The organism is Methylobrevis albus (assembly GCF_015904235.1).
Lineage (GTDB): Bacteria > Pseudomonadota > Alphaproteobacteria > Rhizobiales > Pleomorphomonadaceae > Methylobrevis_A > Methylobrevis_A albus.
Map to the genome: position 1 here is coordinate 180,484 of NZ_JADZLT010000051.1, position 24,976 is coordinate 205,459.

The 24,976-nt window shown below is 71.1% G+C and carries 24 protein-coding genes; 13 read left to right on the plus strand and 11 right to left on the minus strand.

Annotated elements, in window-relative coordinates; translation table 11 throughout:
- Positions 1-54: 54 nt before the first annotated feature.
- The 5 genes from I5731_RS13310 to I5731_RS13330 all read right to left on the minus strand — a co-directional run bounded on the left by I5731_RS13310 (position 55) and on the right by I5731_RS13330 (position 5,249).
- Entirely contained in the window at positions 55-1,125 is a 1,071-nt protein-coding gene (locus I5731_RS13310) for a Bug family tripartite tricarboxylate transporter substrate binding protein (RefSeq protein WP_197311891.1), read from the minus strand.
- 76 nt (positions 1,126-1,201) lie between these two features.
- Positions 1,202-2,236 (minus strand): amidohydrolase family protein, encoded by a 1,035-nt coding sequence (locus I5731_RS13315; protein WP_197311892.1) that lies wholly within the window; start codon positions 2,234-2,236, stop codon positions 1,202-1,204.
- A 321-nt stretch (positions 2,237-2,557) separates the two neighbouring features.
- Positions 2,558-3,325 (minus strand): GntR family transcriptional regulator, encoded by a 768-nt coding sequence (locus I5731_RS13320; protein WP_197311893.1) that lies wholly within the window; start codon positions 3,323-3,325, stop codon positions 2,558-2,560.
- 74 nt (positions 3,326-3,399) lie between these two features.
- The gene (locus I5731_RS13325) at positions 3,400-4,299 is read right to left on the minus strand and encodes an NAD(P)-dependent oxidoreductase (protein ID WP_197311894.1); all 900 of its coding nucleotides are present in this window, start codon (positions 4,297-4,299) and stop codon (positions 3,400-3,402) included.
- Entirely contained in the window at positions 4,296-5,249 is a 954-nt protein-coding gene (locus I5731_RS13330; RefSeq protein WP_197311895.1) for an NAD(P)-dependent oxidoreductase, read from the minus strand. Before I5731_RS13330 ends, I5731_RS13325 begins: the two co-directional genes overlap by 4 nt.
- Before the next feature lie 80 nt (positions 5,250-5,329).
- Between I5731_RS13330 and I5731_RS13335 the strand changes: the two genes are divergently transcribed.
- Positions 5,330-6,328: a TRAP transporter substrate-binding protein gene (locus I5731_RS13335; RefSeq protein ID WP_197311896.1), complete on the plus strand. Its 999-nt coding sequence runs from the start codon at positions 5,330-5,332 to the stop codon at positions 6,326-6,328.
- 14 nt (positions 6,329-6,342) lie between these two features.
- On the opposite strand, the gene I5731_RS13340 is transcribed toward I5731_RS13335, so the two are convergent.
- A complete protein-coding gene (locus I5731_RS13340) occupies positions 6,343-7,224 on the minus strand; it encodes a quinoprotein dehydrogenase-associated SoxYZ-like carrier (protein WP_197311897.1) in 882 nt (293 codons plus the stop codon).
- A gap of 229 nt (positions 7,225-7,453) precedes the next feature.
- On the opposite strand from I5731_RS13340, the gene I5731_RS13345 reads away from it, so the two are divergent.
- Together I5731_RS13345 and I5731_RS13350 are read left to right on the plus strand one after the other, a co-directional pair.
- Complete coding sequence (locus I5731_RS13345; RefSeq protein ID WP_197311898.1) at positions 7,454-8,353, plus strand: HpcH/HpaI aldolase/citrate lyase family protein; 900 nt, start codon at positions 7,454-7,456, stop codon at positions 8,351-8,353.
- Between the two features lie 170 nt (positions 8,354-8,523).
- Entirely contained in the window at positions 8,524-8,730 is a 207-nt protein-coding gene (locus tag I5731_RS13350; RefSeq protein WP_197311899.1) for a DUF1737 domain-containing protein, read from the plus strand.
- Between the two features lie 25 nt (positions 8,731-8,755).
- On the opposite strand, the gene I5731_RS13355 is transcribed toward I5731_RS13350, so the two are convergent.
- Positions 8,756-12,127, minus strand: a complete 3,372-nt coding sequence (locus I5731_RS13355) for a diguanylate cyclase domain-containing protein (RefSeq protein ID WP_197311900.1) — start codon at positions 12,125-12,127, stop codon at positions 8,756-8,758.
- A 254-nt stretch (positions 12,128-12,381) separates the two neighbouring features.
- Between I5731_RS13355 and I5731_RS13360 the strand changes: the two genes are divergently transcribed.
- The 10 genes from I5731_RS13360 (at position 12,382) to I5731_RS13405 (ending at position 21,126) form a co-directional block, all read left to right on the plus strand.
- Positions 12,382-13,062, plus strand: coding sequence for a phosphoribosylanthranilate isomerase (locus tag I5731_RS13360; protein WP_197311901.1), 681 nt, complete (start codon positions 12,382-12,384; stop codon positions 13,060-13,062).
- Between the two features lie 87 nt (positions 13,063-13,149).
- Positions 13,150-14,397 (plus strand): tryptophan synthase subunit beta, encoded by a 1,248-nt coding sequence (gene trpB, locus I5731_RS13365; protein ID WP_197311902.1) that lies wholly within the window; start codon positions 13,150-13,152, stop codon positions 14,395-14,397.
- Positions 14,398-14,409: 12 nt separating this feature from the next.
- Positions 14,410-14,613: a 4-oxalocrotonate tautomerase gene (locus I5731_RS13370; protein WP_197311903.1), complete on the plus strand. Its 204-nt coding sequence runs from the start codon at positions 14,410-14,412 to the stop codon at positions 14,611-14,613.
- On the plus strand, positions 14,610-15,485 hold the full coding sequence (gene trpA / locus I5731_RS13375) for a tryptophan synthase subunit alpha (protein ID WP_197311904.1): 876 nt from the start codon (positions 14,610-14,612) through the stop codon (positions 15,483-15,485). The genes I5731_RS13370 and trpA overlap by 4 nt, the downstream gene beginning before the upstream one ends.
- A 238-nt stretch (positions 15,486-15,723) precedes the next feature.
- Positions 15,724-16,647 carry an acetyl-CoA carboxylase, carboxyltransferase subunit beta gene (gene accD / locus I5731_RS13380; protein WP_197311905.1) on the plus strand — a complete coding sequence of 308 codons (924 nt, stop codon included), beginning with the start codon at positions 15,724-15,726 and terminating at the stop codon, positions 16,645-16,647.
- Between the two features lie 50 nt (positions 16,648-16,697).
- Positions 16,698-18,023: a bifunctional folylpolyglutamate synthase/dihydrofolate synthase gene (locus I5731_RS13385; protein WP_197311906.1), complete on the plus strand. Its 1,326-nt coding sequence runs from the start codon at positions 16,698-16,700 to the stop codon at positions 18,021-18,023.
- A 179-nt stretch (positions 18,024-18,202) separates the two neighbouring features.
- Positions 18,203-19,159, plus strand: coding sequence for a transaldolase (tal, locus tag I5731_RS13390; protein WP_197311907.1), 957 nt, complete (start codon positions 18,203-18,205; stop codon positions 19,157-19,159).
- Positions 19,160-19,330: 171 nt separating this feature from the next.
- Positions 19,331-19,645: a hypothetical protein gene (locus I5731_RS13395; protein ID WP_197311908.1), complete on the plus strand. Its 315-nt coding sequence runs from the start codon at positions 19,331-19,333 to the stop codon at positions 19,643-19,645.
- 90 nt (positions 19,646-19,735) lie between these two features.
- Positions 19,736-20,407 carry a peptide-methionine (S)-S-oxide reductase MsrA gene (gene msrA / locus I5731_RS13400; RefSeq protein ID WP_197311909.1) on the plus strand — a complete coding sequence of 224 codons (672 nt, stop codon included), beginning with the start codon at positions 19,736-19,738 and terminating at the stop codon, positions 20,405-20,407.
- Between the two features lie 128 nt (positions 20,408-20,535).
- Complete coding sequence (locus I5731_RS13405) at positions 20,536-21,126, plus strand: NADPH-dependent FMN reductase (RefSeq protein ID WP_197311910.1); 591 nt, start codon at positions 20,536-20,538, stop codon at positions 21,124-21,126.
- A 282-nt stretch (positions 21,127-21,408) separates the two neighbouring features.
- Here I5731_RS13405 and I5731_RS13410 read toward each other — a convergent pair whose 3' ends face one another.
- From I5731_RS13410 to I5731_RS13425, 4 genes are all read right to left on the minus strand, one after another.
- Entirely contained in the window at positions 21,409-21,981 is a 573-nt protein-coding gene (locus tag I5731_RS13410; RefSeq protein ID WP_197311911.1) for a DUF934 domain-containing protein, read from the minus strand.
- A gap of 92 nt (positions 21,982-22,073) precedes the next feature.
- Complete coding sequence (locus tag I5731_RS13415; protein ID WP_197311912.1) at positions 22,074-22,841, minus strand: phosphoadenylyl-sulfate reductase; 768 nt, start codon at positions 22,839-22,841, stop codon at positions 22,074-22,076.
- On the minus strand, positions 22,831-24,486 hold the full coding sequence (locus I5731_RS13420; protein ID WP_197311913.1) for a nitrite/sulfite reductase: 1,656 nt from the start codon (positions 24,484-24,486) through the stop codon (positions 22,831-22,833). The genes I5731_RS13415 and I5731_RS13420 overlap by 11 nt, the downstream gene beginning before the upstream one ends.
- Before the next feature lie 55 nt (positions 24,487-24,541).
- The gene (locus I5731_RS13425; protein WP_197311914.1) at positions 24,542-24,856 is read right to left on the minus strand and encodes a DUF2849 domain-containing protein; all 315 of its coding nucleotides are present in this window, start codon (positions 24,854-24,856) and stop codon (positions 24,542-24,544) included.
- Positions 24,857-24,976: the final 120 nt, after the last annotated feature.

Below are 24,976 nucleotides of genomic sequence, written 5' to 3' on the forward strand. Positions count from 1 at the left end.
CGGACGGTCGGGCCGGCCACCCGAGGATGACCGGCCCGTCTTGGCGTCGGAGGCTTACTTCTGGTCGCCCCAGTAGATGCCGAGTTCCTTGAAGATCGGCAGCACCTTGTCGTAGCCGGTCTGGGCATGCTCGCGCGACTGCTCGCGGTTGAACTCGATCGGCGTCAGGCCGGAGATCTGCATGCGCCGCGCCTGATAGTCCGGATCGGCCCCGGCCTTCGAGAACAGCTCGAACAGCCAGGCGGCGTGCTCGGCCGACACGTCCGGCGAGACGGCGATGGTGCGGGTCTGGTCGAACGGATCGTCGGTCATGCCGAGCGAACCGGCGCTCGGCACCTTGTCCCACGGCGCCGGGAAGGCGTCGGCGCCCGAGCCCATCAGCACCTCGACGCGGTTGGCGTCGAAGTGCGGCGTCAGCACGTCGACCGGCGACACGGTGATGTCGCCTTCGCCGGAGGCCACCGCGAGCGCGCGCTCGGTCGGGTTGCCGCCGATGATGTCGTTGACGGTCACGCCGAGGTGGCGCAGCCACACCCGCATCGCCGCATCCTGGCCGCCGCCGGGGCCGCCGGTGATGTGGCGGACGGTGCCCGGATTCGCCTTGGCGTGGGCGACGAATTCCTCGAGCGTGTCGCCCCAGGGCGCGTCGGCGCGCTGGATCAGCATGAACGGCACCTGCTCGGTGGCGATGATCGGGTTGAAGTCGTCGAAGGTGACGCCGGTCATCTCCTCGATGTCGATCGCCACCATGTCGATCACCGCGTCCGGCTGCGTCAGCACGTAGGCGATGTAGCCGTCGCTGGCGAGCGCGCCCTGGTCCTTCAGCCAGGCGATGCCTTCCCAGGTGCCGAAGTTGGTGAAGTCGACGCGGTGCTCGACGATGACGCGCTGCGGCGAGATCTTCGAGGCCTGCTCGGCGATCTGGTTCGCATAGACGCTATCGGTCGAGCCCGGCTCGTCGATCACCAGCAGCACGATCTGCTTGTTGGGAAAGCCGTCGGCGAGCGGTGCGAGCTTCTCGGCCGACTGGGCCGAGGCGGCGGCACCGGCGCCGGCGACGATCAGCGCGGCGAGGCCGCAGCGCGCGGCGCCGGCCATCAACTGTCGGCGGGTCCGTGTCCACATGTTGGTTTCCTCCCATGGAAACGCCCGGTTGCGGGCGTCCTTGCCTTTGCGGCTTTTCGATCGAGGAACGGCTCGATCAACCGATCTTGCGCAGCGGCTCCCGCTGGGAAATCGAGAACAGGTCGGCGGCGTTGCTGCCGAGGATGGCCGACTGCTCGTCGGCCGAGAGGCTGGCGCAGCCCTCGACGAAGTCGACCGGGTAGGGCTCGCCCATGTCGGCGGGATAGTCGCTGCCGAGCACGACCTGGCCGGGGCCGACCATGTCGACGAGGTAGCGCAGCGCCCGCTCGTTGTGGGTGATCGTATCGAACCAGCAGGCGCGGACATAGTCCGACGGCAGCTTGGCGAGGCCGGTCGCCTCGGGGCGCACCTCCTGGCCGTGGTCGAGCCGGCCGACGCCGAGCACGCCGTAGCCGCCGGCGTGGGCGAAGCAGGTCTTCAGCGTCGGCAGCTTGTCGAAAATGCCGCCGAAGATCAGCGAACCGAGGCAGACCGCGGTCTCCAGCGGATTCCCGATCAGGTTCGAGAAGTGATAGCGCTTCAGCCAGCTGTCGGCGCGCCCGCGCGCGGGGTGAAAGTAGAGCACCGCGCCGAGCTCGGCGGCGGCCGAGAGCACCGGATAGAGGCTCTCCTCGTCCCAGTTGGCGCCGTTGACGTTGGTGCCGATCATCACGCCCGGGAACCCGAGGTCGCGCACGCAGCGCTCGAGTTCGGCGACCGAGGCGGCGGTATCCTGCAGCGGCAGGTAGCCGAGGCCGGCGAAGCGGTCCGGCTGGCTGGCGACGAGTTCGGCGAGGTCGTCGTTGGTGGTGCGCGAGAAGGTGACCGCGTCGGCCGACGACAGGCCGTACCAGTAGAGGGTGGGGCTGATCGACAGGATGTGCACGTCGACGCGGCGCGCGTCCATCGAGCCGAGCCGCGCCTCCGGCGTCTCCAGCGGCGTCGGCCACGGGATTTCCTGCGAGACGGCGCCGACGGTGGAGGTGATCTTGCCGCGGGCGTTGCGGCCGAACTGGATGCCGTTCCAGAGCTCGCCGCGCGAGGCCGGCTCGATGGCACTCTTCGGTACGAAATGGGTGTGGGTATCGATGACGAGCGGTTTGCCGGGCAACGTGCTGCCTCCCTTTTGTCGCTCCGGTCCCGCGTCCGGATGCCGATTTCGGGGGCCGCACGTCGTACGGTCTCCGCGGGCCGGCGGGGCGGTGAAGCGCCTCTTCGTCCGGACATGGGGGAAAGCTTAAGCGACAAGCCGCGCTGAGCGCAAGAGTATGTCTGGACAAATAACGCAGGGTTCGATCATCGGCGTTATTTTTGAACATCCGCGTCGAAACGATCGACGTTGCCGCTGCACGGCGGGCGGATGGCGGATCCATGCGGGTGCGGCGCGGCGGGCGGCGGCACGGGGCGGGCCCATCCGCGGCGCGGCCGGGGCTCAGCGCCGCTCGAACTCGATGTTGAGCGAAAAGCGGTTTTCCGGATGCACCGAATAGGTGACGAGGAAGATCGCCCCGTCGGCGCCGCGGTAGCGGCGCAGGATGATCAGCGCCGGATCGCCCTCGTGCGCCACCAGCGGCGCGGCGAGCGCCGCGGTGATGTGGCTGACGAAGATCTCGATCTGGGCATGGGCGGCGCGGTGGCCGAGGTGTTCCTCGATCTGGCGCACCAAGGGCGCGCCGGTCGGGTTCGGCAGGTCGAGCGCCGCGGCGAACTTCGGGATGACATAGGCGTCGAGCCAGGCGATCGGCGCCTGCGAGGAACGCGACAGGCGCAGCGCCCGGAGCCGCATCCAGGTCTGGCCCGGCTTCGATTTCAGCATCAGCGCCTGTTCGGCGGTCGCCTCGACCTTGTCGACGCTGATCGGCTGGCGGTAGGTCTCGGAGGGATACTGAAGCAGCTCCTCCATCGAGCTCAGCGTCTGCACGAAGGCCTCGCGCCGGCGGCTGGCGACGACGATGGTGCCGACGCCGGGCCGGGCGTCGATCATCCCCGCCTCGCGCAGCCCGGCGAGCGCCTGGCGCACCGTGAAGCGGCTGACGTCGAAGCGGGCGCAGAACTCGTGCTCGGTCGGCAGCCGGGCGCCAAGCTTGTGCACGCCGGTCTCGATCTCCTGGCGCAGGATCGCCTCGATCTCGGCATAGCGGGCGGCCTGCCCGGAGGCGCCGCGTTTCGGGCCCTGCTCGTCTGTGTCGCCCCGCGTCATCCCCGTCTCCCCGTAGGCCGGCGGTCGGACGTCAGCCCCTCTCGTTCGTTGCGTAGGCGCCGGACCCGGGCAAGTCAATCGGACCCGCCGCCGCGTGCCTCCGTGCCATCCTCGCCGCCGACCCGGCGCCGGATCGCGCGGATCACCGCGGCGTTGTCGAGGTCGCCGTCGCCGGCGGCGATCGCCTCGGCCATCAGTGTGCCATAGAGCGCGGCAAACGGCAGCCGGTCGCCACCGGTGGCGGCGATCAGCGCGAAATCCTTCGCCGACTGCACGATCCGCCCCTGCGGCGCGAACCGTCCTTCCACCATCATCCCGCCCTTGATGTCCATCACCTGCGAATAGGCCGCCGACCCCTTCGCGGCCTCGAGGAAGGCGGCCGGGTCGAGGCCGAGCCGCTCGGCGAGCACGAGGCCCTCGGCGAGCGCCGCCCGGTTGAGCCCGAGCACGAGGTTGATCGCGAGCTTGGTGCGGTTGCCGTCGCCGAGCCGCCCCACCTCGATGGTGCGCCCGGCGATCGCGGCGAAGAGGTCGGCCTGCGCCGCGACGGCGTCCGGCGCCCCGGCGGCGAGGATCGTCGCCGTGCCGCCGGCGAGCTGGCCGCTGCTGCCCGAGATCGGCGCCTCGACCACGGCGGTGCCCGCGGCGGTCGCCGCCGCGCCGATGTCGGCGATGCGGTCCGGGTCGCAGGTCGTCATCACCACCGCGGTGCGCGGCCCGGCGGCGCCGGCGGCGGCGAGCACCTCGGCCACCTGCGCCGTATCGAACACCGCGACGACGACGCGGCCGGAGCGGCGCCAGAGATCGGCGAGGTCGGTCGCGACCGCGCCCCGTTCGGCGAAGGCCGCCCGTTTCGCCGGGTCGACGTCGTAGCCGATGAGCGTGAAGCCCGCGGCGGTGAGCCGGCCGGCGACCGCCGTGCCGATCAGGCCGAGCCCGGCGATGCCGACGGTGCCCTCCGGCGCGCCGCTCACGACGCCGCCCCCGCCGGCTCGGCGATCGCGGCATAGCGCTGGTAGAGCCGGGAAAAGTCCTCGTCGCCGAAGCCGGCGGCGCGGGCGCGCTCCAGCACGTCGCGGGTCAGCCGCCCGAACGGCGCCGGCTGCCCGAGCCGCTCGGCGAGCTCGACCGCCATGCGCAGGTCTTTCAGCAGGGTCGAGACGTAGGAGCGCGCATCGAAGCGGCCGCTGAGGATGTGGTTCGGAAAGCGCACCTCGCTGACGAAGCTGCGCGCGTTGCCGGCGTTGAGCACGTCGACGACGGCGGCAAGGTCGAGCCCGGCGTGTTCCGCCACCCGGCAGCCCTCGCAGGTGGCGAGGAAGGTGGTGTGCAGGATCATGTTGTGCACGAGCTTCATGGTCTGGCCGCTGCCGACCGGGCCGAGCCGGAAGGTCTTTGCCGCAATCGCCGAAAGCACCGGCGCGCAGCGGGCGACCACGGCCTCGTCGCCGCCCATCATCAGCGTCAGCCGCCCGGCATCGGCCCCCGCGGCGCCGCCGGTCATCGCGGCGTCCATGTAGGCATAGCCGGCGGCCTCGGCTTCCGCGGCGAGATCGAGCGTCGCCGCCGGATCGGAGGTGGTGAGGTCGACGAGCACGGTGCCCGGCCGCGGGCGTGCCGCGAACAGGCCGTCCGGACCTTCCGCCACCGCGCGGATCTCGCGCGTCGAGGGGACGCAGAGCAGGATGACGTCGGAGCGCTGGACGAGTGCAACGCCGGCGACGTTCGCGACCTCGCCCGACAGCTCCGCCGCGGCGAAGGCCGTCGGCACCGCGTCGCACGCCGCGCCGAGCAGGCCGAGCCGGTCGAGATTGCGCGCCATGCCACGGCCCATCTGGCCGAGGCCGATCAGGCCGACACGCCGGGCGAGCGGGTCGGCATCCGCCGCCGGTCCCGTGTCGATCTTGGTGTCCGAGGCGTGCATGGCGGTCTCCGTACTGGCGAGGCCCGAAGTTCGCCACGGGCGGGTTTTATTGTCCAGACAAATTTTGTATGGACAAAGACATGTCGATCGCATTCGCTGCGCGAGTGACGGCATGCGTGACGGTCATCGGTGACGGGCACGGGCGACAGGAGATGGCGATGCGGCTGCGGATGGGCGGATATCAGGGCGAGGCGTCGGTGCACACGCGCGCGGCCCGCGAACTCGGCGCGGCGCTGGCGGCGGACGGCGGGCCGGAGCTCGATCTCATCGCCGATGTCACGGCCGCGGGCCGCAACGCTACCGATCTCTTCACCATGGTCGAGGGCGACGAACTCGACCTCTGCTATTTCGCGTCGAGCTACCTCGTGAAGCGCGTGCCGAACCTCGCCGTGTTCGACCTGCCGTTCCTGTTCGCCGACCGGCTGGCGCTCCATGCCCGCCTCGACGGCGATCTCGGCGCCCGGCTCGGCCGCGACATCGCCGCGGCGACCGGCTTCGAACTGCTCGGCCTCTGGGACAACGGCGCCCGCCACTTCACCAACCTGCGCGGCCCGATCCACCGGCCGGACGACTGTGCAGGCCTGCGCATCCGCACCATGGACAGCGCCCTGCACCAGGCCGCCTTCCGCAGCCTCGGCTTCGAGCCGGTCTATATCGACGTGAAGGACTATCCCGCCGCCGTCCGCGCGAAAGACGTCGAGGCGCAGGAGAACCCGCTCACCAACACGGTGAACTTCGGCGTGCACGAAACGCACGGCCATCTGTCGCTGACCGGGCATTTCTGCGGCGTGACGCTGGTGCTCGGCAACCGCGCCCGGCTCGACGAAGCGGCCGGCGGCCCGTCTCGCGCCGCGCTTCGCGCAGCGATGCGGCAGGCGACGGAAGCACAACGCGGCTTTGCCGCCGCGGTCGACGCAGAGTGCCTCGACAAGCTGGTGGCGGCGGGCGTCGCCGTGGTCGGACCGGACGCGATCGATTTCGCCGCCTTCCGGCAGGCAACCGCCGGCGTCGTCGCGGACGCGGCCGCCGCGATCGATCCCGAAGTGCTGGCGGCGGCCGGCCTCGCACCGGCCGCCTGAACCGGCGAGCCGCCTCAGCTGCCGCCGGTCAGCGCCACCGGCCAGCTCTCGCTGAAGCGGGCGCCATCGGTGTCGACCATCTGCGCGGTGAGGTCCGGCGCATCGTTCGGGGCGCGGTAGGAGACGCGCACGCTCGGGTCTTCCGACAGCGAGATGCCCCCGACGACCTTGAGGATCGAAGCATCGCCCTGCGTCAGGGTCAGTTCGTCGACGTAGCGGGCGTTGATGTAGAGCAGGGTGACGTAATGCATCTGCATGCCGGTGTAGTTCGGATGCCGCACCCGGATCTCCGCCTCGCGGCGGGCCGAGCCGCCGGCGGCCCCCGGCAACTGCGTCAGGTCCATGTCGCCGAGATGGGCGATCGCCACTTCCGGGCGCTCCACCGGCCGCGCCGAGCAACCACCCGACGCCTTCACGAAGCCTTCCGCCATGTGCAGCGAGCCGTCGTCGAGTTCGGCAACCGCATGGACGCGCGAGTAGCGGTTGACGCGGATGCGGGTCTCGATCCGGTCGATCGCGGCCTTCTCGCCGAGATGAAACACGGCCGCGAGCGGCACCGGATTCTCGTCGACGAGCAGCGAGATCCGCTCGATGCGCCGGGTATCGCCGGGCGGCAGCCGCAGCGCCAGCGTCACCGGCACCGAGCCTGGATCCTGCGCCCGGCCGGGCGCGTCGAGCGTGATGAGATTGCCGCCGGTGGCGATCGGCCGGTCGCCGAAGAACGCGGTCGCGAGCTCCGACCAGATCAGGTCGGCTTCCTCGGCGCTCCAGGCCGCGGCCGGCCGCACGCCGAGCAGCGATCCGGCGAGGAGGCCGGCGGACATCATCAGCGCGCTGCGCCGGGTGGCGGTGGCGCGCGCTGCGGGGCGGAAGTCGTCTGGGGCTCGGCTGGTCAAGATGCGTTCCCTCCGGGGGCGGCTCTGCGTCCGCTCGTCATGCGTCCAGAATAGCGCGTTTCCGCCGTTCGGCGAAGATGTCGTTTCGGCGGAGGAGGACGTGGTCAATACTGCGGACGGCCCCGATGAGACGATAGGCCACATATCTCAAGGAAGCATTTTGTTGCGGCGCGGTCGCGTGTAGTGTGTGCGTTGCACCATCGCCGTTGTTTTCCGGAGTCGATGACCGATGACCGCCGTCCGCCCCCGCCGCAGCGTGCTCTACATGCCGGGCTCCAACGCCCGCGCCCTCGACAAGGCGCGCAGCCTCGCCGCCGACGCGCTGATCTTCGACATGGAGGATGCGGTCGCCCCGGACGCCAAGCCCGAGGCGCGCACAATCATCGACGCGGCGCTGCGCGACGGCGGCTACGGCGGCCGCGAGATCCTGATCCGCATCAACGGCCTCGCCACCCAGTGGGGCCGCGACGACCTCGCCGCCGCCGTCGCGTCGCGCCCCGATGCCGTGCTGGTGCCAAAGGTCTCCAGCGCCGAGGACCTCGAGCGCATCTCCTTCGAGATGCGCCGGCTCGGCGCCCCGGCCGAGATGAAGGTCTGGGCGATGATCGAGACGCCGCTGGCGATCCTGAGCTTGCGCGAGATCGCGAGCTTTGCGGCACGCCCCGGCAGCCGTCTCGCCGGCTTCGTGCTCGGCCTCAACGACCTCGCCAAGGAGACCGGCGCGCAGTTCGTGCCCGGCCGCGCGCCGATGCTGCCGTGGATGATGATGGCGCTCGCCGCCGCCCGCGCCTTCGGCCTCGTGGTGCTCGACGGCGTCTTCAACGACATCTACGACGAGGAGGGCTTCGCCGCCGAATGCCGCCAGGGCCGCGAATTCGGCTTCGACGGCAAGACGCTGGTGCACCCCAAGCAGATCGCCCCCGCCAACGCCGCCTTCGTGCCCTCGGTCGAGGAGATCGAGTGGGCCCGCGTCATCGTCGACACCTTCAACCGGCCGGAAAACGCCGACAAGTCGGCGATCAAGATCGACGGCCGCATGGTCGAGCGGCTGCACGCCGAGATGGCGGCGAAGACGCTGCTGCTCTCGGACGCGATCCGGCGCACCGATTCGCTGGCGCTTGCGAGCTGATGCGCCGCGGCTGCGGCCGCCGCTTCGGCACTCGCGCATACGGGTATCGCTTTGAAACGCTTCCGGTCGGCCGCGGATGCTGCTAGATCGCGCGGTCAGACGTTCGACGAGCGACCGGCCCGCCCGGGACTCCGAAGCCGTCGGCCCCCAGCGTCAGCCCCGGACCCGCCATGCGCCTCTATCGCTTCCTGACCGGCCCCGACGATGCCGCCTTCTGCCACCGTGTCACCGCGGCGCTCAACGCCGGCTGGGAACTCGCCGGCCCGGCGACGATGACCTTCGACAGCGCGCTCGGACGGGTCATCTGCGGCCAGAGCATCGTCAAGGACGTGCCCGGCACCGACTACGAACCGTCGATGAAGCTGTCCGACTACTGACGCCTGACGCCTTACTGCGCGGCGCTCACGCGCCGGCGCCCGGCTGCGCGGCGAGTTGCGCCGTGAAGGCGGCGGCCGGCATCGGCTTGCCGAACAGGTAGCCTTGCGCGAAATGGCAGCCGGCGGCGGCGAGGTGGGCTGCCTGCTCCGCCGTCTCAACGCCTTCGGCGATCACCTCGAGGTCGAACTTGCGCCCGAGCGACAGGATCGCGGCGACGATCGCCGTGTCGCTGCCGTCGGCGCCGACCTGGCCGACGAAGCGCCGGTCGATCTTCAGCCGGGTGAGCGGAAACTGCTTCAGAAGGCTGAGCGACGCATAGCCGGTGCCGTAGTCGTCGAAGGCGATGCCGATGCCGAGGTCGCGCAGCGCCCCGACCCGGGCGGCGAGCGCCGGGTCGTCGACCAGCGCCACCTTCTCGGTGATCTCGATCTCGAGGCCGGCCGGCTCGAGCCCGACCTCGGTCAGCGTCGCGGTGATCGCTTCGACGATGCCGGCGGTGCCGAGCTGCGCCTCGAACAGGTTCACGGCGATCGTGAAGTCGGGCACCAGCCGCCGCCAGGCCACCGCCTGCCGGCAGGCTTCGCGCAGCACGAAGGCGCCGGCCGCCCCGGCGTGCGGGCTCGCCTCCAGCGCGTCGATGAAGGCGGCGGGGCTGAGCAGGCCGCGCTCGGGATGGCGCCAGCGCAGCAGTGCTTCGGCCGAGCGGATGCGGCCGTCCGGCAGCGACACCTGCGGCTGGTAGAACACCTCGAACTCGCTGTCGGCCAGCGCGCGCTCGAACTCGCGCTTCAGCGCCCGGCGCTCGTCGTTGTGCCGGCGCAGCGCGAGGTCGAAGACGAAGCTGCGTCCGCCGCCGGCGAATTTCGCGCGATTGAGCGCGAGGTCGACGTTGGCGATCAGCTCGGCCGGCGTGGTGCCGTGCTCGGGCGCCCGCACGAGACCCGCCGAAGCCGGTGACCCGATCGGGACCCCGCCGACGTCGACGGGTATTGCCAGCATCGCCCGCGCCGTCTCCCCGAAGGCGTCGTCGATGTCGTCGCCGGGGCTGCGCGGCACGAAGATCGCGAACTCGTCGCAGCCGATCCGGGCGACGGTGAGCGCCGGATCGTCCGACAGCGCTGCCGCCACCTGCCGCAGCCGCACGGCGACGCTGCGCAGCAGTTCGTCGCCGATATCCGGCCCGTGCAGGTCGTTGACGTCCTTGAGCCCGTCGATGTCGATCAGGCAGAGGTCGCCGGCGCGGCCGGCGTCGAGGACCGAACTCATGCGCTCAAACAGCAGCGTCCGGTTCGGCAGCATGGTGAGCTGATCGAAATGGGCGAGCTGGTGCAGCCGCTCCTCGTTGCGCCGGCGCTCCGAGCCGTTGCGGATCACCGCGCCGAAGGCCGGCTCGTCGCCCTCCTGCCACATGGTCAGCGACATCTCGATCGGGAAGGTGCGTCCCGTCGCGGCGTTGAGCCCGACCACCTCGACCACGGTGCCGACGATCCGCGTCGGCGCGCCGCGCCGCATGCGGTCGATGCCGGCGGCATGGGCACCGCGCATCGGCTCGGGCATGATGATGTCGAGCGAGGCGCCGATCGCCCGCTCCGCCGGCAGTCCGAACAGCGCCTCGGCGGCGGCGTTGAACAGGGTGATCCGCCCGGCGCTGTCGGCGCAGATGACCGGATCGGTCGCCGCGGTGACGAAGGCCGCCACCCCCGTCGCCGGCAGCGGCCGGACGATCCGTCGGTTAGCGGTGGTGCGGCTCGCGCCGCCGCCGGCGTCGCGCATCCGCCAGCGCCCGCCGCCGGCCGCCTTCGCCTCGTAGAGTGCAGCGTCCGCCTCCTTCAGCAACGTGTCGCCATCGGCGGCGCACGGTGGCACGGTCGCGACGCCGACGCTGGCACCGGTGCGGACGCTGGCGCCGTTGACGAGGAACGGCTCGCCGAGATCGGTGATGATCCGCGTGGCGACGTCGGCCGGCGAGCGCGCGAGGTCGCGCTGCAGCAGCACGAACTCGTCGCCGCCGAGCCGGGCCGCGAGATCCTCCGGTGCCGTGATCGCGCGCAGCCGTTCGGCCACCTGCTCGAGCAGCCGGTCGCCGCCGCTGTGGCCGAGGCTGTCGTTGACCGGCTTGAAGTTGTCGAGATCGAGATAGTGCAGCACCAGCGGCGCCCCGCCGTGGCGATAGGCGGCGAGCGCGGCCTCCAGCGCTTCGCCGAACCGCGTCCGGTTGGCGAGGCCGGTGAGCGGATCGTGGTGGGCGAGATGGAGGATGCGGGCTTCGGCCTGCGTGCGCTCGGTGACGTCGACCACGGCGATGAGTTGCAGCCCGCGGCCGTCGTCGGGCAGGGCGCAGCTGAACAGCAGCACGTCGCGCTCCGCGCTCACCGCGCCGATCTGGCGCCACACCTGCTTGCCGGCGCAGGGCTCGGCGAGCCGGGCGAGCCGGTCGTTGATCAGCGACCGCTCGGCGGCGATGTGGAGTTCGTCCAGCGTGGTCGCCATCAGGTCGGCGCGGCTGCGGCCATAGAAGGCGAGCGCCGCGTCATTGGCGGCCGAAATCGCCAGCGACGGCGTCTCGACGAGCAGCATCGGCACCGGGTTGCTGTCGAACAGCAGCCGGAACGACGCCTCGCGCTGCTTGAGGTCGGTGATGTCGATGCGCATGCCGATCGCGCCGCCGTCCTTGGTCCGGCGGTCGTCGTGGCGCACCCAGCGCCCGTCGCGCATCTCCTGCTCCTCCTGCGAGGCGGGCAGGGCGTGCTTGCGCATGCGCTCGGTGAGCCAGCTCTCGCTGTCGTCGATCTGCTCCGGCGCGAGGCCGCTGGCGATGCTGACCTTCAGGATGTCGATGAAGGCGGCGCCGGGGCGCAGGTGCCCGGCGATTTCCGGATAGAGCGCCGCATAGGCGTCGTTCCAGAGCACATAGCGGTCCTTGTCGTCGAAGACGCAGACGGCCTGGGGCAGGGTCTCGACGATGTCGCGCAGCCGGATCTCGGCGGCGCGCGCCTCGGCGAGCGCATCCGCCGCCTGCCGCGCCATGTCGGCGACGATCGCCTCGTGCCCGCTCGCATCCGTCAGCGGGCGCAGCGCGAGGCCGGTCAGCGGCTCGGGTCCCTGGGTGATCGGCCAGACGGTGGCCTCGACGAGGATCGGGCAGTCGCCCGGCCGCGCCAACATGGCCGCGCGGACGCCCGTGCCGAGCGGAAGGGCCAGCCCGTCGACCACCGCGGTCACGGCGGTGCCCGTCACCTGTCCGCCGAGCGCCACGAAGGCCGCGTTGGCGAACACGATCCGGCCTGCCGCATCGACGGCGAGGGTAGCGATCGGCAGCGCCGCGAACGCCGCGAGAAGGGGCGTTCCGGTCGGGTCCGGGCCTATGTCGGCTCCGGTCCGCGGCAGATGCAGCATCGTCGTGCTCTCCCGCGCGGGGTCGTCGAACAGCGGTGCGCCACTCGCTTCCCTTCATCTCTTGCGCGATCATTGCGCGTAAAGATTGACGAAGTGGAAGCGATCGCGGGAAACATCTAGCTATATGGAAGCGATCTGGTCGATCGTCGGCGCTCGTGGCGGACGGGGCAGGCCGGCGGTGGACAGCGCCACGCTTCCATGCGAGGTGAAGGCGATTGCGCCGGTGCGCCGGCAAACAGACCGGATCGCCGAAGATGCCGCCGACCGCCGCCCCCGAAATCAAGATCTGCGGGCTCTCGACGCCCGAGACGCTGGCGGCGGCGCTCGCCGCCGGGGCCGATCTCGTCGGCTTCGTCTCGTTCCCGCGCAGCCCGCGCCACGTCGGGCTGGACGCGATGGCGACCCTCGCGGACGCCGCGCGCGGCCGTGCCGGCATCGTCGCGCTCACCGTCGATGCGGACGACGCGGCGCTGGACGCCCTCGTCGCGGCGGTCCGTCCCGATATCCTGCAACTGCACGGCCATGAGACGCCGGAGCGCTGCGCCGCGGTGCGCGCGCGCTTCGGCGTATCCGTCATGAAGGCGCTCGGCATCGGCACGGCGGCGGATGTTTCGGCGGTCGCGAGCTTTGCCGGCGCCGCCGACCGGCTGCTGCTCGATGCGAAGCCGCCGAAGGACGCGAGCCGGCCGGGCGGTCTCGGCGCGACCTTCGACTGGTCGCTGCTGGAAGACCTTGACCCCGCCCTCTCCTTCATGCTTTCCGGAGGGCTCGATCCGGACAACGTCGGTGCGGCGATCCGCCGGGTGCGCCCGGCCGGCGTCGATGTTTCCTCCGGTGTCGAGACGGCGCCGGGCGTCAAGTCCGCCGCCCTGATCGCCGCCTTCGTCGCCGCCGCACGGCGGGCCTTCGCCGGAGAACCGGCCGGGGTCGCCTGACGTAGAGGACGGCGGGCGGCGCCGCGCGAGGCGGCACGAGGCTGGGACAGGCGTTCCGGCGAGGACGATACGGCAAGGACGAGACAGATGGCGGGCGCGACTGCGAAGCTGAACTCCTACCGGACCGGTCCGGACGAACGCGGCCATTTCGGCAGCTTCGGCGGCCGCTTCGTCGCCGAGACGCTGATGCCGCTGATCCTCGAGCTCGAGGCGGCCTATACCGAGGCGAAGGCGGATCCCGCCTTCCACGCCGAACTCGCCGACCTGCACACCCACTACGTCGGCCGGCCGAGCCCGATGTACTACGCCGAGCGGCTGACCGAGCACCTGCGCGAGAAGGCCGGCGGCAAGGGCGGCGCCAAGATCTACTTCAAGCGCGACGAGCTCAACCACACCGGCAGCCACAAGATCAACAACTGCCTCGGCCAGATCCTGCTCGCCAAGCGCATGGGCAAGACGCGGATCATCGCCGAGACCGGCGCCGGCCAGCACGGCGTCGCCTCCGCCACCGTCTGCGCCCGCTTCGGCTTCCCCTGCGAAGTCTACATGGGGGCCACCGACGTCGAGCGGCAGGCGCCGAACGTGTTCCGCATGAAGCTGCTCGGCGCCGAGGTGCATCCCGTCACCGCCGGCCACGGCACGCTGAAGGATGCGATGAACGAGGCGCTGCGCGACTGGGTCACCAACGTCGAGAGCACCTACTACCTGATCGGCACCGCCGCCGGCCCGCACCCCTATCCGGCGATGGTGCGCGACTTCCAGTCGATCATCGGCACCGAGGCCCGCGCCCAGATCCTCGAGATGGAGGGCCGGCTGCCCGACGCCATCGTCGCCTGCGTCGGCGGCGGCTCCAACGCCATCGGCCTGTTCCATCCCTTCCTCGACGACGAGACGGTGGCGATCTACGGCGTCGAGGCCGGCGGGCACGGGCTCGACGTCTACAACGGCCACGCCGCGTCGCTGACCGGCGGCCGCCCCGGCGTGCTGCACGGCAACCGCACCTATTTGCTGCAGGATGCCGACGGGCAGATCCTCGAGGGCCATTCGATCTCGGCCGGCCTCGACTATCCGGGCATCGGGCCGGAGCATTCCTGGCTGAAGGATTCCGGCCGCGTCACCTACGTGCCGGCGACCGACCGCGAGGCGCTGGAGGCATTCCAGCTGCTCACCCGCACCGAGGGCATCATCCCGGCGCTGGAGCCGGCACATGCGCTCGCCCATGTCGCGAGGCTCGCCCCGACCATGGACCGCGACCAGATCATCGTGATGAACCTCTGCGGCCGCGGCGACAAGGACGTGTTCACGGTCGGCAAGCTGCTCGGGTTCGATCTCTAGGAGACGGCCGCCATGCCGCATATCACCGTGCAGATGTTCCCCGGCCGCAGCATCGAGCAGAAGCGCGCGCTGGTCGCGGAGCTGACCCGCACCACCTGCGCCGTGCTCGGCTGCGGCCCCGGCGCGGTCTCCATCATCCTGTCGGACGTCGCCCCGCACGACTGGGCGGAAGCGGGCGTCCTCTACTCCGATGCCAAGGCGCAGCCAAGCGAATGACCCCCTCCACCAGCCGAGACCCCCATCCCGCGGCGCGCCCCGCGACCCGCATCGACGTCCGCCTCGCCGCCGTCGCCGCAGAGGGCCGGCCGGCGCTCGTCACCTTCATCACCGCCGGTGACCCCGACTACGACACCTCGCTCGCCATCCTGAACGGCCTGCCCGCCGCGGGCGCCGACGTGATCGAGCTCGGCATGCCGTTCTCCGATCCGATGGCCGAGGGGCCGCCGATCCAGGCCTCGACGCTGCGCGCGCTCAACGCCGGCCAGACCATGCTCCGCACCCTCGACATGGTCCGCGCCTTCCGCGCCCATGACGCGGCGACGCCGATCGTGCTGATGGGCTACTACAACCCGATCTACATCTACGGCGTCGACCGCTTCCTCGCCGACGCCAAGGCCGCCGGCGTCGACGGCCTGATCGTCGTCGACCTGCCGCCGGAAGAGGACGAGGAGCTCTGCATCCCGGCGCTCGCCGCCGGGGTCAATTTCATCCGCCTCGCGACGCCGACCACCGACGACAAGCGCCTGCCGGCGGTGCTCGCGAACACCTCGGGCTTCGTCTATTACGTCTCGATCCTCGGCATCACCGGCACCGCCTCGGCGGACGCGAGCCGTGTCGGCGACGCCGTCGCCCGCATCAAGCGCCACACCGACCTGCCGGTGATGGTCGGCTTCGGCGTCAAGACGCGCGAGCACGCCCGCAGCATGGGTGCCGAAGCCGACGGCGTCGTCGTCGGCTCGGCGCTGGTCAACGCCGTGCGCGACAGCCTCGACGCCGAGGGACGCGCCACCGCCGCCACCGTCGGCGCCGTCACCGCGCTCGTCGCCGACCTCGCCGTCGGCGTGCGCGAGGCGCACGTCGCCGCCTGAGCCGCGCCCAGACCAGGTCTTGGCCTGGTCCTGGCCCGGTCCTCGCCCGGTCCCGGCGCATCGCTCCCGCGCGGCACCCGCAACCCCGCGGCGGGACGCGTCCCTCGACCGCGGCGCGGCTTTGCGCTAGGGAAAGCGGGAACCGGCGCCCCCGCCCGGGCAGCCTTGCCTTGTGATGGCCATGATCGCGGCCGATGCCGATGGGGCCTGCTGCCGAGATGGATCGAAAGGTCACCGCTTGAACTGGATCAACAACGTCGTCCGCCCGAAGATCAGGTCGCTGCTCGTCAAGCGCGACGTGCCCGAGAACCTCTGGGTCAAGTGCCCCGAGACCGGCGAGATGGTGTTCCACCGCGACCTCGAGGCCAACCAGTGGGTGATCCCGAAGTCGGGATACCACATGCGCATGCCGGCGCTGCGCCGGCTGCAGGCGCTGTTCGACGACGGCGACTTCGAGACGATCGCGCTACCGCCGGCCGCCGCCGACCCGCTGCGCTTCCGCGACGAGAAGCGCTACATCGACCGCCTGAAGGACGCCCGCCTGAAGACCGGCCGCGATGACGCCGTGCTTGTCGGCGCCGGCACCCTCGACGGCATCCCCGTCGTCGCCGGCGTGCAGGATTTCGAGTTCATGGGCGGCTCGCTCGGCATGGCCGCCGGCGAGGCGATCATCACCGGCATGATGGAAGCGGTCGAGCGCCGCACGCCCTTCATCATGTTCTGCGCCTCCGGCGGCGCGCGCATGCAGGAGGGCATCCTCTCCCTGATGCAGATGCCGCGCACCACGGTGGCGATCGAGGCGCTGCGCGAGGAGAAGCTGCCCTATATCGTCGTGCTCACCAACCCGACCACCGGCGGCGTCACCGCGTCCTACGCCATGCTCGGCGACGTCCATATCGCCGAGCCGGGCGCGCTGATCTGCTTTGCCGGGCCGCGCGTCATCGAGCAGACGATCCGCGAGAAACTGCCCGAGGGCTTCCAGCGCTCCGAGTATCTGTTCGAACACGGCATGGTCGACATGGTCGTGCACCGGCACGAGATGCGCGAGACGCTGTCGCGGCTCTGCCGCCTGCTGACGAAGTCGGCCGTGGTGACCGAGGACGCGGGCATGATGCCCGAACTGGTCGATCCGGTTCCCGCGCCCGCGCCGGCCGGCCCGTGACCGGACCCGGCCGGAGGGGCCCGCGCCGCGCCCCGGGAGCGCGCTGAGCGATGACCGATACCCTCGAGATCCTCGAGCGGCTCGCGGCGCGCTGGCCGAAGGGCTACGACCTGTCGCTCGGCCGCATCGAGCGGCTGCTCGCCGCGCTCGGCGACCCGCACCTCCGGCTGCCGCCGGTGATTCACGTCGCCGGCACCAACGGCAAGGGCTCCACGGTCGCCTTCCTGCGCGCCATCCTCGAGGCGGGCCAGGCGCGGGTGCACACCCATACCTCGCCGCATCTCGTCCATTTCAACGAGCGCTACCGGCTCGCCACCGGACCCGGCGCCAGCGCCTTCGTCGCCGACGCGCCGTTTGCCGAGGCGCTCGCCCGCGCCGAGGCGGCGAACGGCGATGATGCGATCACGCTGTTCGAGTTGCTCACCGCCGCCGGCTTCCTGCTGTTCTCCGAACACCCCGCCGACTACGTGCTGCTCGAGGTCGGCCTCGGCGGCCGTTTCGACGCGACCAACGTCATTCCGGCGCCGCTCGTCTCCGTCGTCACCTCGATCTCGCTCGACCACCAGGCCTATCTCGGCGACACCGCTCCGGCGATCGCCTTCGAGAAGGCCGGCATCTTCCGGCCCGGCCGCCCGGTCGTCACCAGCCCGCAGGGCTTCGAGGGTGTCGTCGAGGTGTTCGAGGGCGTGGCGAAGCGCGTCGGGGCGCCGCTGTTCGTCGGCGGCCAGGACTGGTCGGTGCACGAGGAGCACGGCCGCCTCGTCTACCAGGACGGCGCCGGGCTGCTTGACCTGCCGCGCCCGCGCCTCGCCGGCCAGCACCAGTTCGTCAACGCCGGCACGGCGATCGCCGCCCTGCGCCACGCCGGCGTCGCGCTGCCGACGGCGGCGATCGAGGCCGGCCTCGACACCGTCGACTGGTCGGCCCGGCTGCAGCGGCTGGCGGTCGGCCCGTTGACCAGTCTCTCGGTGCCCGGTTCCGAGGTCTGGCTCGACGGCGGCCACAACGCCGGCGCCGGCGAGGTCGTCTCGGCGGCGATGGCCGATCTCGAGGACCGCGTCGCGCGGCCGCTGTTCCTCGTCGCGGGCATGCTGAACACCAAGGATCCGGTCGGCTTCTTCGCGCCGTTCCAGGGCCTCGTGCGCCACGTCTTCACCGTCCCGATCGAAAGCTCCGACGCCGGCTGGCCCCCCGAGGCGCTGGCCGAGGCGGCGATCGCGGCCGGCCTCTCGGCGCAGCCGGCGGCGAGCGTCAGCGACGCCCTCAGCCAGGTCGCCGCCGAGTGGCGCTTCGAGACCCCGCCGCGCATCCTGATCTGCGGCTCGCTGTATCTTGCCGGCGCGGTGCTCGCCGAAAACGGCCAGGCGCCGGTCTGACCGCGCGGCGGGGCCGAAACTCGCCGCCCAACCCGTGTATCCGCCCGCCTGAATCCCCATATCCGGCCGAGCCGCCTCGTGGCGACCTGCCGCGGCGCAGCAATTGCGACCAATCGACGCCGTGGCGGTGACCTGCTACATCAGCGATCCCGGTTCCAGACCCAAGGAATTGTGCTGCAATGACTTCGAAGCTCGACCAACTGCGCGCCATGACGACCGTCGTCGCCGACACCGGCGATATCGACGCGATCCGGCGCCTGCAACCGGTTGATTGCACGACCAATCCGACCCTTGTCCTGAAGGCGATCGCGCTGCCGGCCTATGCAGAGCTCGTCGACGAGGCCGTCGCCTGGGGCCGCTCGCAGGGCGGTGACCGCGACGCGGTGGTGGCGGCAATCGGCGACCGGCTCGCCGTCGCCGTCGGCGCCGAACTCTCGAAGCTCGTGCCCGGCCGCGTCTCGACCGAGGTCGACGCCGACCTCTCCTTCGACACCGAGGCCTCCGTCGCCAAGGCGCGCGCGATCCTCGCCGGCTACGACGAACTCGGCGTGCCGCGCGACAAGATCCTGATCAAGCTCGCCTCGACCTGGGAGGGCATCCGCGCCGCGGAAATCCTCCAGAAGGACGGCATCGACTGCAACATGACGCTGATCTTCAGCCTCGCCCAGGCTGTCGCCTGCGCCGACGCCAAGGCGTTCCTGATCTCGCCCTTCGTCGGCCGCATCCTCGACTGGCACGTCGCGGCGGAAAAGCGCAGCTTCACCGCCGAGGAGGATCCGGGTGTCCTCTCGGTGCGCGAGATCTACGCCTACTATAAGGCCTACGGCATCGACACGGTGGTGATGGGCGCGTCGTTCCGCTCCGCCGGCGAGATCGAGGCGCTCGCGGGCTGTGACCGGCTGACCATCTCGCCGGCGCTGCTCGACGAACTTGCCGCCGACACCGGCGAGCTGACCCGCAAGCTCTCGCCCGAGAGCTACGGCACGGCGCCGGCGCGGGCGAGCTTTGACGAGAAAGCCTTCCGCTGGGCGATGAACGAGAACGCCATGGCGACCGAGAAGCTCGCCGAGGGCATCCGGGGCTTTGCCAAGGACCTGCGCGGCCTGCGCAAGCTGGTCGCCGAACGCCTGGTCTGAGACCCGGCGCGCCGCGGCGCCGCGCTGTCACGACGGATTGAAGCCGAGGGCGGCCGGGAAACCGGCCGCCCTCGTTGCCTGTGGGGCCGGTTGATCCTACCTATGGTCCTGCAGCAAGTTGCGTCCGGTGTCATGCCGGGCCGCTGATCCGGGGGAGCTCAGTCGAGAGGCATGTTCGGTTTCCTGTTCCGCACCATCGGCCTCGTCCTGCTCGTCGCCTCCTTCGTCGCCCTGATCGCCGACGGCGTGCGCTCGGTCGCGGCCGAGCGCCTGGTGCTGACGCCGCTCGGCGCCACCTGGTACGCGCTCGACCCGAGCTCGCTCGGCCTCGCCCAGGCGGTGGTGCAGCGCTACGTCGCCGCCTTCGTCTGGGACCCGGTCATCCAGACCGTGCTGCTCTGGCCGACGTTTGCCGTCGGCGGCGTGTTCGCTCTGCTCCTGATGGCGCTCGGCCGCCGCCGCCGCCCGCGCCGCGTCGAAGCCTGATCCCGCGCCGGTTTTCGATCGCGCGCCGGTCCGGTGCGACCACTTCGCCCGGCGCGTGACCCGATTTTCTCGAAGAAGGAGGACCCGACGATGTTCCTCGCCGACATGCTGAACCGCAAGCTGAAGCTGCCGACCGCCGCCGAGGCACTGCCCGGCCGCGCCACCGCGCTGCCCACCGCCGAAACCCACTTCGTCAACGGCCAGCCGCTGAAGGGCCCCTATCCGGAGGGCTGCGAGAGCGTCGTGCTCGGCCTCGGCTGCTTCTGGGGCGCCGAGCGCAAGTTCTGGACGCTGCCGGGCGTGCACGTCACCGCCGTCGGCTACATCGCCGGCCTGACGCCGAATCCGACCTACCAGGAGGTCTGCTCCGGCATGACCGGCCACAACGAGGTGGTGCTGGTGGTGTTCGATCCGGCGAAGGTCTCGCTCGAAAAGGTGCTCGCCACCTTCTTCGAGAGCCATGATCCGACGCAGGGCATGCGCCAGGGCAACGACAGCGGCACCCAGTACCGCTCCGGCATCTACGTCACCGGCGCCGGCCAGCAGCAGGTCGCGGAAGCCGCGCGCAGCGCCTATCAGGACGCGCTGGCGAAGGCCGGCGTCCGGCGGACGATCACCACGGAGATCCTGGAGGCCGGGCCGTTCTACTTCGCGGAAGCCTACCACCAGCAGTACCTCGCCAAGAACCCGAACGGCTACTGCGGCCTCGGCGGCACCGGCGTCTCCTGCCCGCTGCCGACCGGCGTCGCCGCGACCGCCTGACGGTCGCTCGGCCGGCCTGCGACGACGCGGGCCCCTCGCGAAGGGGCCCGCGGTGTCGTATCACCGCGGTCACCGGCGCGGCCGAACCCCGCCGCGCGTTCCCCACCTTCTGACCCGGAGGCCCCCCTTTGCCGCACGTCCGTCCCAAGATCCTCGTCTTCGCCGGCTCCACCCGCGGCGGCTCCTACAACGCCCAGCTCGCCGCCCTCGTCGCCCGCAGCCTCGCGACGCGCGACGTCGACGTCACGCTGATCTCGCTCGCCGACTATCCGATGCCGCTCTACAACGGCGACCTCGAGGCCGCCGAGGGCGTGCCGGAGGCCGCGAAAAAGCTGAAAGAGCTGTTCGTCGCGCACCAGGGCGTCTTCATCGCCAGCCCCGAGTACAACGCCTCGGTGACGCCGCTGCTGAAGAACACCCTCGACTGGGTCAGCCGCGTGCGCCCGGACAAGGACAAGGCCCCGACGCCGTTCAAGGGCCGGGTCTTCGCCGTCGGTGCCGCCTCCAACGGCACGCTCGGCGGCATCCGCAGCCTGATCCAGATCCGCCAGATCCTCGAACTCGGCCTCGGTGCGCTGGTGATCCCCGAGCAGATCTCGGTCGCCGGCGCCGCGACGGCGTTCGACGAGCAGGGCGGGCTCAGCAATCCCCGGGCGGCCAGCCTGCTCGATGCGATGGCGAACCGGCTGGTGGAGGAGGCGTCGCGCTACGCGGTGTGAGGGGTTCTATACGAGCGCTGGGTGATGCAGCCGGCGCCGTTACCCCTCCCGACCCGGCTACGCCGGGCCACCCCTGCTACGGAGCCGCGGGTCTCCTACGCCTGCTACGCAGCCCCACAAGGGGGAGGGATGAGCGTGGCCGAGAGGAAAACGTATTTTGCTGGCGCGGCTTAGTCGCATCGAATCCCCCCCCCCCTCGTGGGGAGGGTGGCTCGGCGTAGCCGGGTCGGGTGGGGTCCACGGCCTCACCGCAAACTCAGCCCCCGCAATCCCCCGAAACCCTCACTTCTTCCCCGGCGACACCCGCATCCATGGCCGTGTCCCAGCCGGCGGTTCGTCGCGGAAGGCCGGCTGGTAGTAGCGCGTCACTTCCGGGTCCTTGCCCTCGACGAGCAACCGCCGCGTCGGGCCGTGTGCGACCTCGAAGCTGTCGAAGCCGACGCGGCGCATCAGGCCGATCTGGTCGATGAGCACGTTGCCGACCGCGCGCAGCTCGCCGGCAAAGCCCCACTTCGAGCGCAGCAGCGTCGCGTAGGAATAGGCGCGCCCGTCGTTGTACTTCGGGAACGCCAGCGCGATCGCCGCGAGGCGGTCGACGAAGGGGGCGAGGTCGTCGATCTTCGCGCCGGGCTCGACGGTGACGCCGAGCGGGCGGTTGTCGCCGGCGAGGCTGCCGGCCTCGGCGAGGAAGCGGGCGAGCGGCAGGAACACCTTGCCCTCGGCCGGCACCGCCTCGTCGTCGCCGAGCGGGCGCCAGTCGTCGGGCTGGAACGCCGTGCCGCGCCAGACGTCGCGGGCGGGCGCCGGAGCGGTGGCGCCGGTCGGGGCGGCGGTGGTCGGGTCAGCCGTCGTCATGAAGATCCTCTGTGGAAGTCCGCGCCCGGCGGCGGGTCATGCGTCCGTCGTCATGGCACGAAAGCCGCGCGAAGGCGACCCGCCCGCGCGTCTCAGATGCCGCTGCCGTCCGCCTGGCGGCCGACGAGGCCGAGGTGGATGCCGCATTCGGTCTTGGCCTGGCCGCGCCAGCGCCCGGCGCGCGGGTCCTCGCCCGGCGCGACGCGGTCGGTGCAGGGCATGCAGCCGATCGAGAGGAAGCCGTCGGCGACGAGCGGGTGCGCCGGCATCGCGTGGCGCACGCGAAATGCCTCGACATCGGCCGACGTCCAGCCGGCGAGCGGGTTGATCTTGATCCGCGCCCCTTCGGCCTCGAACAGCGGCAGCCTGGCCCGCGTCTCGGCCTGGAAGCGCTTGCGGCCGGTGAACCAGGCCGAGAACCCCTCCATGGCGAAGGCGAGCGGTTCGACCTTGCGCACCGCGCAGCAGGCGTCGGTGTTGTGCATCCAGAGCGCGCCGTGTGGATCGGCTTCCGCGAGGCGCACCGGCGACGGCCGCACCGTGCGCACGTCGGTGAGGCCGAGATGCTCGATGAGCCGGTCGCGGTAGCGCAGCGTCTCGCCGAACAGCTTGCCGGTGTCGAGGAACACCACCGGGGCGCTGCGGTCGACGTCGGCGACGAGCTTCAGCAGCACCGCGGAATCGGCGCCGAAGCTCGACACCAGCGCGACTTCGCCGGGAAACAGCCGGGTGAGCGAGGCCGCGACCACGTCCTCGGCCGCGGCGCCGTCGAATTCGGCCGACAGCGAGCGGGCGAGATCGGCGGCGGCGATGGCGGGATCGGTGACGAGATCCAGCGCGCGGATCTTCTCAAGCGCCATAGAGCGCCTCCTTGAACGGTGCGTCGCCGACCCTGCGATAGGTGGCGAGGAACGGCTCGTCGGCATCGGTGCGCACGGCGAGATAGGTATCGACGACCTTCTCGACCGCATCGACGATGTCGTCGCTGCCGAAGCCGCGGCCGACGATATTGCCGACCGAGGCGGTCTCGTCGGGCGAGCCGCCGAGGGTGATCTGGTAGAATTCCTCGCCGCGGCGATCGACGCCGAGGATGCCGATGTGGCCGACGTGGTGGTGGCCGCAGGCGTTGATGCAGCCGGAGATCTTGATCGACAGCGGGCCGATCTCGGCCTGCCGCGCCGGGTCGCCGAAGCGCTCCGACAGCCGGCTCGCGACCGGGATCGAGCGGGCATTGGCGAGGGCGCAGTAGTCGAGGCCCGGGCAGGCGATGATGTCGGTGATCAGCCCGGCGTTGGCGGTGGCGAGCCCCAGCGTCTTCAACTGGGCATAGACCGCCGGCACGTCGTCGAGCGCGACGTGCGGCAGCACCAGGTTCTGCTCGTGGCTGACGCGGATCTCGTCGAAGGCGTGGGCCCGGGCGATGTCGGCGACGAGGTCCATCTGGTCGGCCGAGGCGTCGCCCGGAATGCCGCCGATCGGCTTCAGCGAGATGGTCACCGAGGCGTAGCCCGGCACCTTGTGCGGGTGCAGGTTGACCTCGGCAAAGCGCGCGAGTTCCGGGTCGGCGCCCGCGGCCGCCTCCAGCACGGCGCTGGTCGCCGGGCGGGCCGGCAGGTCCGGCATCGCGAAATAGGCCTCGATGCGGGCGACCTCCTCGGCGGGCAGCTTCAGCGCGCCGTCCTTGATGCGCTCGAACTCCGCCTCGATGTCCTGCTTCAGCACCTCGATGCCGGTCTCGTGCACCAGGATCTTGATGCGCGCCTTGTACTTGTTGTCGCGGCGCCCGTAGAGGTTGTAGATGCGCAGGATCGCGTCGGTGTAGGCGATGAGGTCCGCTTCGGGCAGGAACTCGCGCACCTCGCGGGCGATCATCGGCGTGCGGCCCTGGCCGCCGCCGACGAAGACGCCGAAGCCGATCTCGCCCTTGTCGTTGCGCCGCACCTCGAGGCCGATGTCGTGCACGCGGATCGCCGCGCGGTCATGGGCGGCGCCGGTGACGGCGATCTTGAACTTGCGCGGCAGGTAGGAAAACTCGGGGTGGATCGACGACCACTGCCGAAGGATCTCGGCATAGGGCCGCGAATCGGCGATCTCGTCCTGCGCCGCGCCCGAAAAATGGTCGGCGGTGACGTTGCGGATGCAGTTGCCGGAGGTCTGGATGGCGTGCATCTCGACTTCGGCGAGCTCGGCGAGGATCGCCGGCACGTCTTTCAGCGCCGGCCAGTTGTACTGGATGTTCTGCCGGGTGGTGAAATGGCCGAAGCCGCGGTCGTAGTCGCGGGCGATGCGGCCGAGGCGGCGCAGCTGCGCGGAATTCAGCGTGCCATAGGGGATCGCGACGCGCAGCATGTAGGCGTGCAGTTGCAGGTAGACGCCGTTCATCAGCCTGAGCGGCCGGAACTCGTCCTCGGTCATGTCGCCGGCGAGACGGCGGTACACCTGGTCGCTGAACTGGCTGACGCGCTCGTTCACGAAGCCGGCGTCGAATTCGTCGTAGCGGTACATGGCGGCGGGTCTTTCGGATCAAGGGTCAGGGGCTGCGGCGCGGGCAGGCGGGGTGCTAGCCGATCTGGCGCACGTCCCAGGGGCGCAGGTCGGGGCGATAGTCCGACTTCACGGTCGGCCCCTCGGCCCGGATGCGCTCGCGCAGGCGCAGCGGCACGACGTGGCCGGCCTCGGCCTTGACGTCGATCAGGGCGACGTCGACCACGACGCAGTTGGCGAAATCGCGCATCGCCGCGGCGAAGGCGGCTTCCGACGCGGCGTCGTCGCCGAGCACCTCGGCGGCATCGACGGCCTCGACCCAGCTGCCGCCCGGTCCGCGAAATACGACGACCCCGTCGATGAGACGGTTGCCGGTGACGATCTGCTGCATCGAAACTCAATTCCCGTTGCGGGGCGCGCCCTTGACCGGGCCGCCGTTCGCCGCCGGACCCGTCGTGATACGGACAGTTCGGCAGGCATGGAGATAAAGGAAGCGCCGCCGGTCTGCGGC

Coding starts and splice junctions, on each gene's coding strand:
- I5731_RS13310 (WP_197311891.1), bottom strand. CDS start 1,125: ATGTGGACACGGACCCGCCGACAGTTGATGGCCGGCGCCGCGCGCTGC.
- I5731_RS13320 (WP_197311893.1), bottom strand. CDS start 3,325: ATGACGCGGGGCGACACAGACGAGCAGGGCCCGAAACGCGGCGCCTCC.
- I5731_RS13330 (WP_197311895.1), bottom strand. CDS start 5,249: ATGCACGCCTCGGACACCAAGATCGACACGGGACCGGCGGCGGATGCC.
- I5731_RS13335 (WP_197311896.1), top strand. CDS start 5,330: ATGTCGATCGCATTCGCTGCGCGAGTGACGGCATGCGTGACGGTCATC.
- I5731_RS13345 (WP_197311898.1), top strand. CDS start 7,454: ATGACCGCCGTCCGCCCCCGCCGCAGCGTGCTCTACATGCCGGGCTCC.
- I5731_RS13350 (WP_197311899.1), top strand. CDS start 8,524: ATGCGCCTCTATCGCTTCCTGACCGGCCCCGACGATGCCGCCTTCTGC.
- I5731_RS13355 (WP_197311900.1), bottom strand. CDS start 12,127: ATGCTGCATCTGCCGCGGACCGGAGCCGACATAGGCCCGGACCCGACC.
- I5731_RS13360 (WP_197311901.1), top strand. CDS start 12,382: ATGCCGCCGACCGCCGCCCCCGAAATCAAGATCTGCGGGCTCTCGACG.
- trpB (WP_197311902.1), top strand. CDS start 13,150: ATGGCGGGCGCGACTGCGAAGCTGAACTCCTACCGGACCGGTCCGGAC.
- I5731_RS13370 (WP_197311903.1), top strand. CDS start 14,410: ATGCCGCATATCACCGTGCAGATGTTCCCCGGCCGCAGCATCGAGCAG.
- trpA (WP_197311904.1), top strand. CDS start 14,610: ATGACCCCCTCCACCAGCCGAGACCCCCATCCCGCGGCGCGCCCCGCG.
- I5731_RS13385 (WP_197311906.1), top strand. CDS start 16,698: ATGACCGATACCCTCGAGATCCTCGAGCGGCTCGCGGCGCGCTGGCCG.
- tal (WP_197311907.1), top strand. CDS start 18,203: ATGACTTCGAAGCTCGACCAACTGCGCGCCATGACGACCGTCGTCGCC.
- I5731_RS13395 (WP_197311908.1), top strand. CDS start 19,331: ATGTTCGGTTTCCTGTTCCGCACCATCGGCCTCGTCCTGCTCGTCGCC.
- msrA (WP_197311909.1), top strand. CDS start 19,736: ATGTTCCTCGCCGACATGCTGAACCGCAAGCTGAAGCTGCCGACCGCC.
- I5731_RS13410 (WP_197311911.1), bottom strand. CDS start 21,981: ATGACGACGGCTGACCCGACCACCGCCGCCCCGACCGGCGCCACCGCT.
- I5731_RS13415 (WP_197311912.1), bottom strand. CDS start 22,841: ATGGCGCTTGAGAAGATCCGCGCGCTGGATCTCGTCACCGATCCCGCC.
- I5731_RS13420 (WP_197311913.1), bottom strand. CDS start 24,486: ATGTACCGCTACGACGAATTCGACGCCGGCTTCGTGAACGAGCGCGTC.
- I5731_RS13425 (WP_197311914.1), bottom strand. CDS start 24,856: ATGCAGCAGATCGTCACCGGCAACCGTCTCATCGACGGGGTCGTCGTA.